The organism is Ottowia thiooxydans DSM 14619 (genome assembly GCF_000422885.1).
Taxonomy (GTDB): Bacteria; Pseudomonadota; Gammaproteobacteria; order Burkholderiales; family Burkholderiaceae_C; genus Ottowia; species Ottowia thiooxydans.
This window is the reverse complement of the sequence record NZ_AUGX01000001.1, coordinates 655,580-670,509: the sequence shown is the minus strand read 5'-3', so window position 1 is coordinate 670,509 and position 14,930 is coordinate 655,580. Positions and strand designations below refer to the sequence as shown.

14 protein-coding genes are annotated in these 14,930 nt (G+C 57.8%); 9 read left to right on the top strand and 5 right to left on the bottom strand.

The features are described from left to right. Positions 1-4: 4 nt before the first annotated feature. The 3 genes from G518_RS0103215 to G518_RS0103205 all read right to left on the bottom strand — a co-directional run bounded on the left by G518_RS0103215 (position 5) and on the right by G518_RS0103205 (position 5,972). A complete protein-coding gene (locus G518_RS0103215) occupies positions 5-1,810 on the bottom strand; it encodes a nitrite/sulfite reductase (protein ID WP_028601290.1) in 1,806 nt (601 codons plus the stop codon). Between the two features lie 352 nt (positions 1,811-2,162). Then, positions 2,163-4,118: an alpha/beta hydrolase gene (locus G518_RS33710; RefSeq protein ID WP_156909254.1), complete on the bottom strand. Its 1,956-nt coding sequence runs from the start codon at positions 4,116-4,118 to the stop codon at positions 2,163-2,165. Positions 4,119-4,256: 138 nt separating this feature from the next. Continuing rightward, entirely contained in the window at positions 4,257-5,972 is a 1,716-nt protein-coding gene (locus tag G518_RS0103205; protein ID WP_028601289.1) for a PhoH family protein, read from the bottom strand. Here G518_RS0103205 and G518_RS39815 point away from each other — a divergent pair. Next, positions 5,971-6,126, top strand: coding sequence for a hypothetical protein (locus tag G518_RS39815; protein WP_156909253.1), 156 nt, complete (start codon positions 5,971-5,973; stop codon positions 6,124-6,126). The two genes, G518_RS0103205 and G518_RS39815, sit on opposite strands and share 2 nt — an antisense overlap. On the opposite strand, the gene G518_RS0103200 is transcribed toward G518_RS39815, so the two are convergent. Together G518_RS0103200 and G518_RS0103195 are read right to left on the bottom strand one after the other, a co-directional pair. Then, positions 6,101-6,577 (bottom strand): peroxiredoxin, encoded by a 477-nt coding sequence (locus tag G518_RS0103200; RefSeq protein WP_028601288.1) that lies wholly within the window; start codon positions 6,575-6,577, stop codon positions 6,101-6,103. The genes G518_RS39815 and G518_RS0103200 overlap by 26 nt on opposite strands. A gap of 220 nt (positions 6,578-6,797) precedes the next feature. Next, a complete protein-coding gene (locus tag G518_RS0103195; protein WP_028601287.1) occupies positions 6,798-7,199 on the bottom strand; it encodes an Mth938-like domain-containing protein in 402 nt (133 codons plus the stop codon). 80 nt (positions 7,200-7,279) lie between these two features. On the opposite strand from G518_RS0103195, the gene G518_RS33705 reads away from it, so the two are divergent. The 8 genes from G518_RS33705 to G518_RS33700 all read left to right on the top strand — a co-directional run bounded on the left by G518_RS33705 (position 7,280) and on the right by G518_RS33700 (position 14,907). Beyond that, on the top strand, positions 7,280-8,554 hold the full coding sequence (locus G518_RS33705; RefSeq protein ID WP_051235982.1) for a pyridoxal phosphate-dependent aminotransferase: 1,275 nt from the start codon (positions 7,280-7,282) through the stop codon (positions 8,552-8,554). Between the two features lie 51 nt (positions 8,555-8,605). Beyond that, complete coding sequence (locus G518_RS0103185; protein WP_028601286.1) at positions 8,606-9,952, top strand: homoserine dehydrogenase; 1,347 nt, start codon at positions 8,606-8,608, stop codon at positions 9,950-9,952. 23 nt (positions 9,953-9,975) lie between these two features. After that, positions 9,976-11,400 (top strand): threonine synthase, encoded by a 1,425-nt coding sequence (thrC, locus tag G518_RS0103180; RefSeq protein ID WP_028601285.1) that lies wholly within the window; start codon positions 9,976-9,978, stop codon positions 11,398-11,400. A gap of 10 nt (positions 11,401-11,410) precedes the next feature. Further along, entirely contained in the window at positions 11,411-11,953 is a 543-nt protein-coding gene (gene mobB, locus G518_RS0103175) for a molybdopterin-guanine dinucleotide biosynthesis protein B (RefSeq protein ID WP_028601284.1), read from the top strand. Between the two features lie 3 nt (positions 11,954-11,956). After that, on the top strand, positions 11,957-13,213 hold the full coding sequence (locus G518_RS0103170; RefSeq protein ID WP_028601283.1) for a molybdopterin molybdotransferase MoeA: 1,257 nt from the start codon (positions 11,957-11,959) through the stop codon (positions 13,211-13,213). Positions 13,214-13,244: 31 nt separating this feature from the next. Further along, on the top strand, positions 13,245-13,499 hold the full coding sequence (locus G518_RS0103165; protein WP_028601282.1) for a MoaD/ThiS family protein: 255 nt from the start codon (positions 13,245-13,247) through the stop codon (positions 13,497-13,499). A 94-nt stretch (positions 13,500-13,593) separates the two neighbouring features. Beyond that, positions 13,594-14,070, top strand: coding sequence for a molybdopterin synthase catalytic subunit MoaE (gene moaE / locus G518_RS0103160; protein WP_028601281.1), 477 nt, complete (start codon positions 13,594-13,596; stop codon positions 14,068-14,070). A gap of 246 nt (positions 14,071-14,316) precedes the next feature. After that, complete coding sequence (locus tag G518_RS33700) at positions 14,317-14,907, top strand: thermonuclease family protein (RefSeq protein WP_169457888.1); 591 nt, start codon at positions 14,317-14,319, stop codon at positions 14,905-14,907. The last annotated feature ends 23 nt before the right edge of the window (positions 14,908-14,930 follow it).

Sequence of the window (14,930 nt, the reverse complement as noted above, 5' to 3'; positions counted from 1 at the left end):
TTGCTCAGGCCAGTGCTTCCTCGCTTTCACGAGTGGCGCGGTGGCCTGAATTGCGGGCGGCGTTGGCGGCCAGCTTGAAGGGCTCATGTCCCACGCGGCGCAGTGCGTCGATGAAATGCTCCGCTGAGCTGGTGCGCAGTTTGCGGTACGTATCCAGAACAGCTTCCACAACACCAGGCACCTCTGCGGCGGTAAACGATGGGCCCACCACTTTGCCCGCGTGTGCAGGGCCTGAAAGCGCTGAACCATCAGAGCCACCGAGCGTGACTTGATACCACTCCTTGCCATCCTTATCGACACCCAGGATGCCGATGTGACCGCTGTGGTGGTGACCGCAGCTGTTGATGCAACCGCTCATATGCAGGTCGATGGGTCCGAGGTCAGTGACTTCATCAATGTCTTGATAGAGCTCTGTCAGCGCCGCGGCGATAGGTAGCGAGCGCGCGTTCGCGAGTGAGCAGTAATCGCCACCCGGGCAGGCGATCATGTCGCTGATGAGTCCAATGTTCGGGCGTGCCAGCCCCAGTGCCTTGGCCCGTTCGTACAGGGCAGGCAAGTCGCTTTCATGCACCCAGGGCAAGGCCAGGTTCTGCTCGTGGGTGATGCGGGCCTCGCCGGCGCTGAAGACTTGGCTGAGCTCGGCCACGGCATCCAGTACGTCAGCGTCAGCATCTCCTGGGGCGGCGCCAGGGCGCTTGAAGGAAAGGGTAACGACGCGCAGATTCGGCAGCCGGTGCGCGCGCACGTTCTGGCTCAGCCAGCGCTGAAACGCCTTGGCATTGACATCGGTCTGGCTGGGAAGGTTCGTCGGCCGCAGTTCGGGCTCCACAAAATTGGCCGAAACTCGGTTCAATTCAGCGGTGGTGATGGTGTGTGGGGCGCCGTCTTGTTCAATGATGGAGCGGTACTCGGCCTCTACTTCGTCAATGAACTTTTGACCTTCGGCCTTGACCAGGATCTTGATGCGGGCCTTCCACTTGTTGTCTCGCCTGCCGTAGCTGTTGTAGACACGTATCACTGCCTCAATGAAATTGAGGAGCTGATCCCAGGGAAGAAACTCTCGTACCACGGTGCCAATCACTGGCGTGCGGCCCATCCCTCCACCTACTTTGACGGTGAAACCGATCTCCCCTGCTTCATTGCGCACCGCTTGCGCGCCAATGTCGTACCAGCCAGTAGCAGCGCGGTCTTCTACCGAGCCATTGAATGCGATCTTGAACTTGCGTGGCAGAAAGGCAAATTCATGGTGCAGCGTGCTCCACTGGCGCACGATCTCGGCAAAGGGGCGCGTATCCACGATCCCATCAGGTGCGATGCCTTCCAGGGCCTCGCAGGTGATGTTGCGGATGGTGTTGCCACTCGTCTGGATGCCGTGCATGTTCACGCTGGCAAGAAGGTCCATCACGTCCGCGGCTTTAGAAAGCGGGATCCAGTTGAACTGCACGTTGGTGCGGGTGGTGAAGTGGCCGTAGCCGTATACCAGCGGAGCTGCGTCCAGCGTCAATCCAGGCTGGGCAGCCTGTAATTCATCTTGGGTGGCTTGCGCCTGCGCCAGCAAGGCTGGCTCTGGCTTGTCATAGTCACGTGCAATGCGAGCGAGCATACGTAGCTGCGTGCTGCTGACTTCCCCATAGGGAACTGCAATGCGGGCCATGGGCGCATAGCGCTGTACATACCAGCCGTTTTGCAGGCGAAGTGGCAAGAACTGTTCATCGGTCAATTCGCCGCGCTGCCACCGCTCCAACTGGTCGCGAAATTGCTGCGCGCGCAAGGTGACAAATTGACGATCGAATTCGGTGTACTGATACATTATTTTCCCCGGGTAAAAAACCCGCGAGCGGGTGGGTCCGAGGTGAAATGTACCTATTGCTTATGCAAAAACAAACCAATTGTTTGTTGTTGATATATGCATTTTAAGAATAAGGAGCTGCCTGTCGCAATTTGCGCGTCTGCGCAGGCGGCTTGAGCACGGGGAGAAACCCCTCAGACTTCCGAGCCTATCAACTGGCGGAAGGCCTCTTCCGGACCTCTTCCGGGCCATTTGCAGGCCGCTTTAAAGCCTGGAAAGCTCGCGCTGATGGCGTTAAGCGCGTCGCGAAATACGGTACCAGTCATCAAGGTCAACTTTGGATGACGTGGTCACGACGTAGTCCTAGGACACTTTATCTACCAAGCTTTTGGAATTGAACATCGGCCAACGCAATCTTGCCCGACTGAGCCGGAAGATGCAGACGCAACTCACTCAATCGGCTCAGATCGAGTTCCGGGAATGCGCTGAGAGGGATGGCCACCATGTTCATTAACTGCGCTGGCTCACCGTTGCCAAAGGGAAGGTCGGCCACATCCGGTATCAGGGGTGAGCCGGAGCGGGGTGCGGTGGGACCCAGGTACAGCGCATCGCTGAAACGGCTCGCTTTGACAGACGCTGATTTTCCTGAAGCATCGGTCAGGGAGACTTCGATCTCCTGGCCGAAGGGGCGGACAACCGCCACACGGAAGGAGAGGGTGTCGTAAGCTTTTGCCGAGATTCCATCCAGCATGGTGGACATGCTGGCCTTAGGGCTGCTCCAGGACAATTGGATATGTTCAGAGATCGAGCGCAATCCACCGGTGGTCATGGTCCGGGTTTCGAAGCCTGGCAGCCGAGCGGGCATGCAGGCCGCCTCGGTTTGGGAGTTACCGTACGGCATTTCACACAACGAAGCGGCATCAAAGCCTCTCAACGTCACTGCACCGCCTAGATCGTTTCTCCCCAAACTGTCAGCGTATTCAAACCGATGGATGCTCAGGCGACTGGCTGCGTCTTTCTGTATGGTTAGTGCAACCCGTGCATCGCAGGGCCACTCTCCTTGCGGACAAGCTGACGAAGGTAACTGCGCCAATCCGTTCCAATAGGGAGCAAACGCGGGCTCACCGCCCACGAAATGGCGCATGAAGCTATTGATGAGGAAGAGGCCGCCGCGGCGCTGGTCCTCGGGGTTCAAGTGTGGAGTTTCGTTGCGTTCCGCATCGCAATAGGCGTCATGGGGCAGATAAGGAGGATTGGTGTCATCTCTTCGCCATTCTGTGTTGTAGTAGTTGTGGTTGGCACCCCGTACCACTACTTGAATATTGGCTGCAGTGTCGTAATCAAATCCGTAGCGATTGTTGTCATAGGTGCGCGCACCTTGAAAGTTAAATACGTCGCCATCGCATGAAGGCAACACAACTGCCAGCGGAATGTTGGCCAAGCCGACAGTGCCATAAAAATCAGTGGGAGCCAGCAGCAGTCCACCCCGAAAGTTGTAAGGCCTGACGCTATTGGCACTCGGGCTGAAGGCAATCTCCTCGGTTTCGATGGCCTTCGTGAATAGCTCAATGTCGACCACTCCCGGGCTGACCACAGCCTTCAGTAAATCCGGGTAGTTGGCGAAGGTCTCAGGCGTGTAAGCCAGTTGATCCCTCAACTCGCGGGGCGTAACGGATTCACGTTGCAAGTTGAACTTAAAGGCGTTGGTGAGACCTTGGCCCCCACGAGAGTGGCCCATGACGCCGATACGCTCAAAATCAAGTTTGTTCATCAACGCGGACATCCAACCTGGCCCGCCCGATTTGTCGATATTGCGCAGTTGGTCTAGCGTTCCCAGAATCAACTGTCCTCGCGACACGCTGGAGGTGTCTCCGTGGTTGGATGGGTCAAATGGATCGTCGGAGCTTGCGTTGATGGCATTGGCATCAATGGATACAGCCACATAGCCGTGAGCGGCTAGATCCTGCGCGAGGTAGTCGTAGCCCCGATAGCTCGGGTCTGTTACCTCATGATTGCCGTGAAGGAGCAAAACGATCGGGAAGCGATCGTTCACTCGACCGCTTTTGGCCAATGCAGCTTCCGGAAAACGGATTAGGCCACGTATCGGCGTGAGGAATACGCTCGGGAATGGCGCGATACCCCGCACTGGCAAATGGCCGAGTTCATACTCAATGGCCTGTGAAACCGCGTGAGTGGGCTGGTCCTGAGGCGCTGGGGCAATCTGTGTAAATCGGACTGGATCGGTAGGTGCGGGCGCTGGATCAGCACCTTCACCACCACAGCTCACCAAAGTTAACAAGGCAGCTAAGGCAAGCGCGTATTTACTCATTTAAATCAAAAAATCTATAGTTGTCTTTGGCATCGACCGTTTCTGATGTGGAAGTGCGGAATTCTCAGCAAACCTTCCCCCACCTGCGATCATATTTCGATTGCAGGAGGTTACAGGCGAAACGATTTTTAAAGAGAACTATAGTACCTCGCTGGCGAAATCTGCCAAGCGTGAACGCTCTCCGCGAGCCAACGTGATGTGGCCACCATGCGGCCAGCCTTTGAAGCGGTCGACCGCATAAGTCAGTCCGGAAGACCCTTCTGTAAGGTAGGGCGTATCGATTTGCGCCAAGTTCCCCATGCAGATGATCTTGGTGCCGGGGCCGGCGCGGGTGATCAGGGTCTTCATCTGCTTGGGCGTCAAGTTCTGAGCTTCGTCGATGATGATCCACTTGTTCATGAAGGTGCGGCCGCGCATGAAGTTCATGCTCTTGATCTTGATGCGGCTGCGGATCAACTCGTTGGTGGCCGCGCGTCCCCATTCTCCGGAGCCGTTGGTTTCGCCCTTGGCCAGGAACTCGAGGTTGTCGTCCATCGCACCCATCCATGGGCCCATTTTTTCTTCTTCGGTCCCGGGTAGAAAGCCGATGTCTTCACCCACGCTGACCGTGGCGCGGGTCATGATGATCTCCGTGTAGCGGCGCTCATCCAGCACCTGGGTCAGGCCAGAGGCGAGCGCCAGCAGGGTTTTGCCCGTGCCCGCCGTACCGGCCAGAGTCACGAAATCGATCTCGGGATCCATCAGGAGGTTGAGGGCGAAGTTCTGCTCACGGTTGCGGCTGGTGACACCCCATACGGAGTTCTTCAGATGACCGAAATCCTTCAACGTCTTGAGGACGGCGGTCTTGTCGCGGATTTCGGACACGCGGGCATAGAGGCTGGGCTCACCTGGCGCCTCAAAATAGACGAATTGGTTGAGCATCAGGTTAGGCACGATGGGCCCGCTGATCCGGTAGTAGGTGTGGCTGCCCGATTGCCAGCTTTCCACCGTCTTGCTCTGGCGTGTCCAGAAGTCGTGAGGCAGTTGTAGCGCGCCAGAGAAGAGCAGGTCGCCGTCCTCTAGCGTCTTGTCGTTCTCGTAATCTTCGGCAGAGAGGCCCAGCGCCCGCGCTTTCACGCGCATATTGATGTCCTTGGACACCAAGATGACTTCTCGCTCAGCGTGTTTCTTCTTGAGCGCGGTCACTACGCCCAGGATTTGGTTATCAGCCTTACCTTGCGGCAGCGCAGCAGGAATGGTGGCTTCCAGCGGGGTTGTCTCGAAATAGAGCTTTCCGCCGGCTTCTCTATGACCGGTGGAGTCGAGTTTGAGTCCGGCCGTCATGTCGGCCCCCTTGACCCCGGCCAGCGCATCAAGTGAACGGCTGGTCTGGCGGCCATTGCGGGCAACCTCGGTCATGCCCTTTTTATGGCCATCGAGCTCCTCCAGCACGATCATGGGCAGGTAGATGTCATGTTCCTCGAAACGGAACAGAGCGATCGGGTCGTGTAGCAAGACATTGGTGTCGAGCACGAACAGGCGGGAAGGTCCGCTGGATTTTGGTTTGCGTTTCGCCTCGGCGCTCGGTGCCGGCGCGCGCGCAGGGGCGGGTGCGGGCGACTGGGGCCGGCTGGAAGGTGACTTTTTAGCTGGCGCCGCAGCACGTGCCTGAGATGGCTGGGCTGCAGCGGTAGGTTCGGTCGCCACCTTGGGAGGTACGGGGGCAGCCAGCAAACGCGCTGCCGGCCGGGTGGCTTCTGAAGCTTCCACCGGTGCAGCACTGGCTGTGCGCGGCTTGGTCCGGCGGGTGGACTGGTCTATGGCTTCGATGGACAGCTGGGCAGCACGTTTGGCGGGCGGAGGAGGCAAAGGCATGGATTTTGTACGCGTGAAGCTAAAACGAAAAAGCCGCCTTGAAGCCAAGGCGGCTTTTTATGGAGGCGAACGTTGCGGTGTGCGACGGCATTCAGGCCATTATGCACAACTGCGCGAAGCCAATACCCTCAGGCAGCTTTTTTCATCACCTTGACGGCTTTGAGAACGTCTTCAACGTGGCCTGGCACCTTGAGCCCGCGCCATTCCTGCACCAAAAGCCCTTCGGCGCTGACCAGGAAGGTACTGCGCTCAATGCCCTTAACCTTTTTGCCGTACATGATCTTGTTTTTCACGACGCCGAACATGTGGCACATTTTTTCTTCGGTGTCGGCGATCAGCTCGAAAGGAAGCTCAAGCTTGGTCTTGAAATCGTCGTGCGACTTCATGTTGTCACGCGAAACGCCAAAAACGATGGCACCGGCTTTCACGAAGTCCTTGTACTTGTCGCGAAACTGCATCGCCTCGGTCGTGCAACCGGGGGTGTTGTCTTTTGGGTAAAAATAAAGAACCATCGCCTGCCCAAGGTGAGAGGTGTTTGAAACCTTGATGTCGCCAGTGGCGATGGCTTCAAATTCGGGCAGGGGTTTGTTGACAACTATCGCCATATGAACTTCAATCTCTCTCGTGACGGTTTTTTGTAAGACGCGGCACGCCGTCTCCCGGCGCTGCAACCCGTACGTTATGGAAGGCTTTTGGCCTTGAATTGGTAAAGGCTTGTATGCTTTATGCCAAGTTTGTAGACCAAATTTTGAGCGCAATGTATTGTCACTGTGTTCAAACTTTCAGTCTTTCGTCGGGCGCCGCAACAGTCGGCAACCGTGAATTTTACTCCATTTTGGGTTGGCCCGCCGGTTCCGCGGTTTCGATAAGCAGCGCGACCACCACGCGTCGCCCCTCACCGGCCAGTATGTTGTAGGTGCGGCAGGCTGCTGGCGTGTCCATGGTCTCAATACCAATGTTGGCTTCAATCAGTGACCGCAGCCATTCCGGGCGGGGGAAACGCAGGCGCGAGCCACTGCCGAAAATCACCAGTTCCGGTGTGGACTCTATGAGGCGGGCGAAATGCGCTGCACTCAACTGCTCGAAGCGATCGCAGTCCCACACCGAACGTTCACCGCTCGCATGGAGCACGAGGCTCTGCGTGACGCGTTCGTTACCGACGGCGATCCAGTCTGGGCCATAGCCGCTTATGGTGGCGGCGCCAACGAGGTCTGGCTGAAATTTCATGAGTTGCGGCTAACTTGGTGGTGAACTGTGGTCAAATTCTAGGTTTTCCCAAGCGGGAACGCTCACTGGAGGGCTTCATCATGAAGGCCATCAAGAAATCGGCCAAGCTAGCCAACGTGCTCTATGACGTACGCGGACCCATCGTGGACGCCGCGAAGCAGATGGAGGACGAGGGTCAGAAAATCATCAAGCTGAACATAGGCAATCTTTTGCCGTTTGGCTTTGAGGCGCCGGAAGAGATTGTGCAGGACATGGCCACGAATCTGGCCAATTCCGCCGGCTACTCAGATAGCAAGGGCATTTTCTCTGCTCGCAAGGCGGTCATGCACTACACCCAGCAGCAGGGGATCACCGGCGTGACGCTGGATGATATTTACCTTGGGAATGGTGCGAGCGATCTGATCGGAATGGCCGCCAACGCGCTGTTATCTGATGGCGATGAAATGCTGGTGCCTGCGCCAGACTACCCTTTGTGGACAGCGGTGGCCAGCCTCTCCGGCGGAAAACCGGTGCATTACATCTGCGACGAAGCCAGCGGTTGGATGCCCAATCTGGACGACATCCGCGCCAAGATCACGCCCCGCACCCGCGCTATTGTGGTGATCAATCCCAATAACCCCACCGGCGCGCTCTACTCAGACGAGCTGCTGCTGGGTATTGTGGATATCGCGCGCGAGCATGGCTTGGTGCTGATGGCCGATGAGGTCTACGACAAGGTCCTGTTCGACGGTGTGAAGCACACGGCCATTGCGTCGCTTTCCACTGATGTGCTTACGCTCACCTTCAACTCCCTTTCGAAGGCCTACCGCTCTTGTGGCTTTCGTGCTGGCTGGATGGTGGTTTCTGGCGACAAAGGTCGAGCAAGTGATTACATCGAAGGCCTGAACATGCTGGCCAATATCAAGCTTGGCTCCAACGTGCCAGGCCAGTACGGCATCCAGACGGCGCTCGGTGGTTATCAGAGTATTCAGGACCTGGTTTGCGAAGGTGGGCGTTTGCGCCGGCAGCGCGACCTGGCGTACGAGCTCATCATGGCCATTCCCGGTGTGACCTGTGTCAAGCCACAGGCGGCGCTGTATATGTTCCCGCGGCTGGACCCCCAGATGTACCCGATCGAAGACGATCGCCAGTTCTTCATGGAGGTGCTGCGTGCCACGCGTGTAATGTTGGTGCAGGGATCGGGCTTCAACTATCCCGATCATCAACATTTCCGCATCGTTTTCCTTCCGCACGAGGATGACCTGCGGGTGGCTATTGGCCGCTTGGCCAAATTCCTGGAGCAGTATCGTTCTCGCTATGCGCATACTGCGCCGGTGGTCGATATCGCTTCAAAAAAAGCAGCTGCACGCGCCTGATTCGTCAGGGCTGACTCATCGCGACTTGTCGTAAGTTTGAATTTTTATCTCATGAACCCCATAAAAGTAGGCTTGCTTGGTATTGGTACCGTCGGTGGCGGCACCTTCAATGTGTTGCAGCGCAATCAGGAAGAAATCCGGAGCCGCGCAGGGCGGGGCATTGCCATTACCATGGTGGCTGATCTGGATACCGCGCGCGCCCGTGAAATCGTGGGGCCTGGGGTGGAAGTGGTGGCCGATGCTCGCGCCGTCGTCGCCAATCCTGAGATTGAGATCGTCATTGAACTCATTGGGGGCTACGGCATTGCCAAGACGCTGGTGATGGAAGCCATCGCCGCCGGCAAGCACGTGGTCACCGCCAACAAAGCGCTGCTGGCAGTGCACGGCACCGAGATCTTCGAAGCGGCGCAGAAGAAGGGTGTGATTGTGGCCTTCGAAGCCGCAGTGGCGGGTGGTATTCCCATCATTAAAGCGCTTCGCGAAGGCCTTACAGCCAACCGCATTCAGTGGATTGCCGGCATCATCAACGGCACTACGAACTTCATCCTGAGCGAAATGCGAGACAAGGGGCTCGATTTCGGCACGGTGCTCAAAGAAGCGCAACGTCTGGGCTACGCTGAGGCGGATCCCACCTTCGATATTGAAGGCGTGGATGCGGCGCATAAAGCGACCATTATGAGCGCCATCGCGTTCGGCATTCCGGTGCAGTTTGACAAAGCCTATGTAGAGGGCATTACCAAGCTCTCCGCCACCGATATCCGTTACGCGGAGCAGCTGGGGTACCGCATCAAGTTGCTGGGCATCACCAAACGCCGCGAAGGTGAAGGCGTGGAGTTGCGCGTGCATCCCACGCTAGTGCCTGCGAAGCGCCTCCTTGCCAATGTGGAGGGTGCCATGAACGCGGTAGTGGTCAACGGCGATGCCGTGGGCACCACGCTTTACTATGGAAAAGGCGCAGGCAGTGAGCCCACGGCCAGCGCAGTCATTGCCGATCTGGTGGATGTCACCCGCTTGGCGACCAGCGATGCCCAGCATCGCGTGCCCCATCTGGCATTCCAGCCGGGTTCATTGCGCGATGTCACTGTGCTACCTATGGAGCGCATTGTGACCAGCTATTACCTGCGTTTGAGTGTGAAAGACGAAGCTGGCGTGCTTTCACAGGTCACACGAATTTTGGCTGATGCAAATATCAGCATCAGTGCCGTGTTGCAGCGTGAAGCCGATGAGGTGGCTGGTACGGATGCAGGTGCGGGCGAGCCCACACCTGATCAAACCGATCTGATCATCTTGACCCATGACACCAGCGAGGGCACGATGAACAAAGCCCTGGCGCTCATGGAAGCATTGCCTGCGGTATTGGGCTCCGTGGTCCGGATTCGCAAGGAAGAGCTGGCCTGAGGGCCCTTTGCTGAATTTTCACCATGAACTACATCTCAACCCGTGGCGACACCACGCGCCGCAAGTTCTGCGACATCCTTCTTGAAGGGCTGGCACCAGATGGTGGCCTGTATCTGCCGGAGCAGTACCCTCAAGTCGATTCCGCCACGCTCGCTGCGTGGCGAGACGTCCATGCCAGCCAGGGATACGCGGGGCTGGCTTTCGAAATCCTGTCGCTGTACATAGACGACATCCCTTCCGCTGACCTGAAAGCCATTTGCGCCAAGACCTACACGTCTGCGGTGTTTGGCACAGAGGCCATCGTGCCACTGAAGAAGCTGCGTGAGGGCTTCTTTCTTGAAGCACTGTCCAACGGCCCCACACTGGCCTTCAAGGACATGGCCATGCAGCTCCTGGGGAACCTGTTTGAGTATGAGTTGGCGCGTCGCGGCCAGCAGCTCAACATCCTTGGCGCCACCAGCGGCGATACCGGCAGTGCGGCGGAATACGCCATGCGCGGGAAAAAAGGCATCCGGGTGTTCATGCTCAGTCCGCATGGGCGCATGAGTGCGTTCCAGCAGGCACAGATGTTTTCTCTGCAAGACGAAAACATTCACAACATCGCCATCGAAGGCGTGTTCGATGATTGCCAGGATATTGTCAAGGCTGTGAGCAATGATCTGGCGTTCAAGCGCCACTACAACATTGGCACGGTCAATTCAATCAACTGGGCACGCCTGCTGGCGCAGGTGGTCTACTATTTTGCTGGCTATTTCCAGGCCACCACATCCAATGACGAGCGCGTGAGCTTTGCTGTTCCTAGTGGCAACTTCGGCAATGTCTGCGCCGGTCACGTGGCCAGGATGATGGGTTTGCCCATTCAGCAACTGGTAGTGGCCACCAACGAGAACGATGTGCTGGACGAGTTTTTCCGTACCGGTGTGTATCGGGTGCGCGCAGCCGCGGATACGCATGAGACATCCAGCCCGTCCATGGACATCAGCAAAGCCAGCAATTTCGAGCGCTTCGTGTTCGATCTGCTTGGGCGCGATGGTCCGCGAGTCAAGATGCTTTTCACGGACAGTCTGGCAAACGCAGGAAGCTTTGATCTGAGTAGTGATCCGGCTTTTCAGAAGGCACGTGAGCGCTACGGCTTTGTAAGTGGAAAGAGCATCCATGCTGACCGCCTCACCACGATTCGCCAAGTCTTTGAGCAGCACGGTGTGATGGTGGATACCCATACTGCTGATGGCGTGAAGGTGGCTCTGGAGCATGAGACACCTGGTGTGCCGATGATCGTGCTCGAGACCGCACTGCCAATCAAGTTTGCCGAGACCATTGTCGAAGCACTGGGGCGCGAGCCAGACCGGCCCAGCAAATTCGAAGGCATCGAAGCACTGCCGCGCCGGGTGCAGGTCATGGCCGCGGATTCTGGTGCTGTGCAGCGACTCATTGCCGAAAATTGCTGAAAGTGCGCCGATGAAAGTGGTTTGCTTTGCCGGTTATTCCGGCTCCGGCAAAACACATTTGATCGAGCGCCTGATTCCAGCGTTCAAGCGGCGCGGCTTGCGCGTGTCAGTCGCTAAGCATGCACACCACAAATTCGATGTAGACCACCCAGGCAAGGATAGCTTCCGTCACCGCGAAGCAGGTGCTTTCGAGGTGGTGGTAGCGTCAGGCCGGCGAATGGCGTTGATGCGCGAGTTCGAGCATGAGACGCAGTTGTCTGTGCGCGATTTGATTGCCGAACTCGATCACCGTGTGGATTGGGTGTTCGTGGAAGGCTTCAAGCACAGTGATGTGCTGAAAATCGAAGTCTGGCGAGCCGCATCTGGTAAGCCACTGCATGACGTAGATGACGAGTTGGTGGCGGCGATCGCGACTGATTCTCCTGCCGATCTGCCTGAGATTCCCCCGCGCCCCGTGCTGGATCTGAATGCCACTGAAGCAGTGGTCGGGTGGCTGCTCGAAAATGAACGTCTGTTCGAATACGATTCCTCCCAAAATCTGAACTCTGTCTGACCGATGTCTTCTCCTGCTCCTCGCCGACCGCCACTCATGCCCTTGGATGAGGCGCTGCAACGGGTGCTCGCACAAGTGAAGCCCTTGCCCCTGCAGGAATTGGTGGATACTTTTGAGGCTGATGGCCGGGTACTGGCGGAGGATGTGATTTCCCGTTTGCAGGTGCCCCCTCAGGACAACTCCGCCATGGATGGCTATGCGGTCCGCGTGGCGGATGTCGCGGCCTCAGGGATGGTGCTGCCCGTGACGCAGCGTATTGCCGCAGGCCATGCAGGCGGGCCGTTGGTACCCGGCAGCGCAGCCCGAATTTTCACGGGTGCTCCCATTCCTGCCGGGGCTGACGCAGTGGTCATGCAGGAGGACACCGAGGTTGTGGATGAGGGCGCGCGTGTACGCATCAATGCTGTGCCGGCAAGTGGCCAATGGGTGCGTGCTGCTGGCGAAGATGTCCTGCGTGGGGCTGTCATTCTTCAACGAGGCGAGCGGCTCAAGGCGGCCAGCATAGGCTTGGCGGCCGGCATAGGGCTGGATCAGCTCCAGGTGAGCGCTCGCCCGCGTGTCGCGGTGTTTTCAACAGGAGATGAACTGGTGATGCCGGGCGAAATACCTCCCGAGCAGATGAAGCCTGGTGCCATCTACAACAGCAATCGTTTCTTTCTGCGTGCATTGTTACGGCGGTTTGGCTGCGTGGTGACGGATCTGGGTATCGTGCCTGATCAGCGGGATGCCACACTGGCCGCGCTGCAGGGCGCGGCTGACGGGCATGATCTGATTCTTACCAGCGGTGGTGTGTCTGTTGGGGAGGAGGATCACGTCAAACCGGCGGTGGAAACGCTCGGTGCGCTAGATCTCTGGCAGATCGGCATGAAGCCGGGCAAGCCATTCGCCTATGGGCACGTTCGGCGCTCGGAGGCCAGCGCTGGCCAGACGCATTTTGTAGGTCTGCCGGGTAACCCCGTTTCAAGCTTTGTGACCTTCTTGCTCTTGGTCCGGCCGCTCTTGCTCAAACTGCAAGGCGCTACTGAGCTGGGTGTTCCCGCGATCGCCATGAGAGCCGATTTCGATTGGCTCAAGCCTGACAAGCGCCGTGAATTCCTGCGGGCCAGGCGCAATGATCAAGGCGGGCTTGATCTGTTTCCCAATCAGAGCTCCGGTGTGCTCACTTCGGCGCACTGGGCCGACGGGCTGATCGATCACCCCGCAGGTGCCACGATTGCCAAGGGAGATATCGTGCGTTTTATCTCGATGGGGGAGTTTTAAGCTCGTGGTTACAGGCATCACACAACCCGAGATGAAAACCATCACGATCCGCTACTTCGCTAGCATTCGCGAAGCGCTGGGCACCGGCAGCGAGAGCTTGCAGACCTCCGCCGCTACGGTGGAAGCGTTGCGCGATGAGCTCATTGCACGCGGCGGTGTGTACGCGGAAGTTCTGGCCCGCGGCAAGGCCGTGCGTACGGCTTTGAACCAAGTCATGAGCATGGAGTCGGCCGAGTTGCTTTCGGGAGCGGAATTGGCGTTTTTCCCGCCAGTGACAGGCGGCTGATGCAGCGCTGACGAAGGGACCTTCTTTTCCTCCTGGGGAGAAACAGTATGTGCACGAGGCAAATCATGACCGCTGGTCAGTGCACAATCAGCGCATGGCTCCCGTGCGCGTTTCTATTCAGACTGAAGACTTCAACCTCAGCGAGGAGGTCGCTGCGCTCCGCGCCAACGATGCTCGGGTAGGCGCAGTTTGTGCGTTCGTGGGCACGGTACGCGATCGCAATGACGGGCAAACAGTGGGCTCTCTGGAGCTTGAACACTACCCCGGGATGACCGAGAAATCCATCGAGGCTATGGTCTCTGAGGCGCTGGAACGGTTTGATCTGTTTGGAGTGCGCATCATCCACCGTGTGGGCCTGCTCGCGCCGCAAGATCAGATTGTGCTGGTGGCCGTTACCTCGGCGCACAGAGGCGAGAGTTTCAAGGCCTGTGAGTTCCTTATGGATTATTTGAAAACCCAGGCTCCCTTCTGGAAGAAGGAGGAAACACCTGAAGGTTCCCGCTGGGTCGACGCCCGGTCTTCGGACGACGCCGCTCTAGCGCGCTGGGGCATTAAAGCCGTCAACTCCTGACACTCTGAGTCGCGTTTCATCGATAAACATCGTTCGGGCTGAGCTTGTCGAAGCCTTGCGCGGCGCGTTGATCTTCGACCAGCCCCAGGACAGGTCAAGCTCCGTAGGAACGGTTTTTTAGGTTGTTAATTTATTGCAAACAAAGAAAAGTAATTTTGCTTTTTGAGTTTGCTGAAGGGTCAAAGCCTCGTACGACGCTCGCTCGGGTGTCCCGCCGGCGGCCCAGAGTTTGTCAGGATCATTTGCTTGTCTTCGTTTGTCTCTCTTTTCACTTTCGTAGCGTCCACCGCTCGTCGTCCTGACCTCTTTCGATGCCTCTCTGCGTTGGTGTTGGGTGGTTCTGCTGTGGTCGCGAGCGCACAGGAGGGTGCGAGGCCCCGTGCTGGCCAATCGTGGGTAGCTGAGGTGACCTACGTAGTGGATGGCGATTCAATCTGGGTGCGTTCGGAGGCCGATGGGAGACGCCGAAAGCTGCGGTTGGAGGGCGTGGATGCGCCGGAGATTTGCCAAACTCACGGGCCAGAGGCGCGAGCAGCCATGCAGGCCTTGGTGCAAGGGGAGCGGATGCGGATTACAGTGAGGGCGTATGACCGATTCGGCCGTGGCATAGCCTCAGTCAGAAGAGCCTCGGATGAACTGGACATCGCAGGCGCGATGGTGGCGCAAGGCTGGGCCTGGACCAACACTTACAAAAGCCGACGGGGCAAATATTGGCGCGAAGAGGCGCTCGCCCGTGAGCAAGGCAAAGGCCTTTTTAACGACTCATCTGCCATATCGCCAACAGATTTTCGCCTGAAGCACGGGCCTTGCGGCGCTAAAGCGTATTCGCAACTGTGACCGCAGCCTTGAAAGCCCGGGTG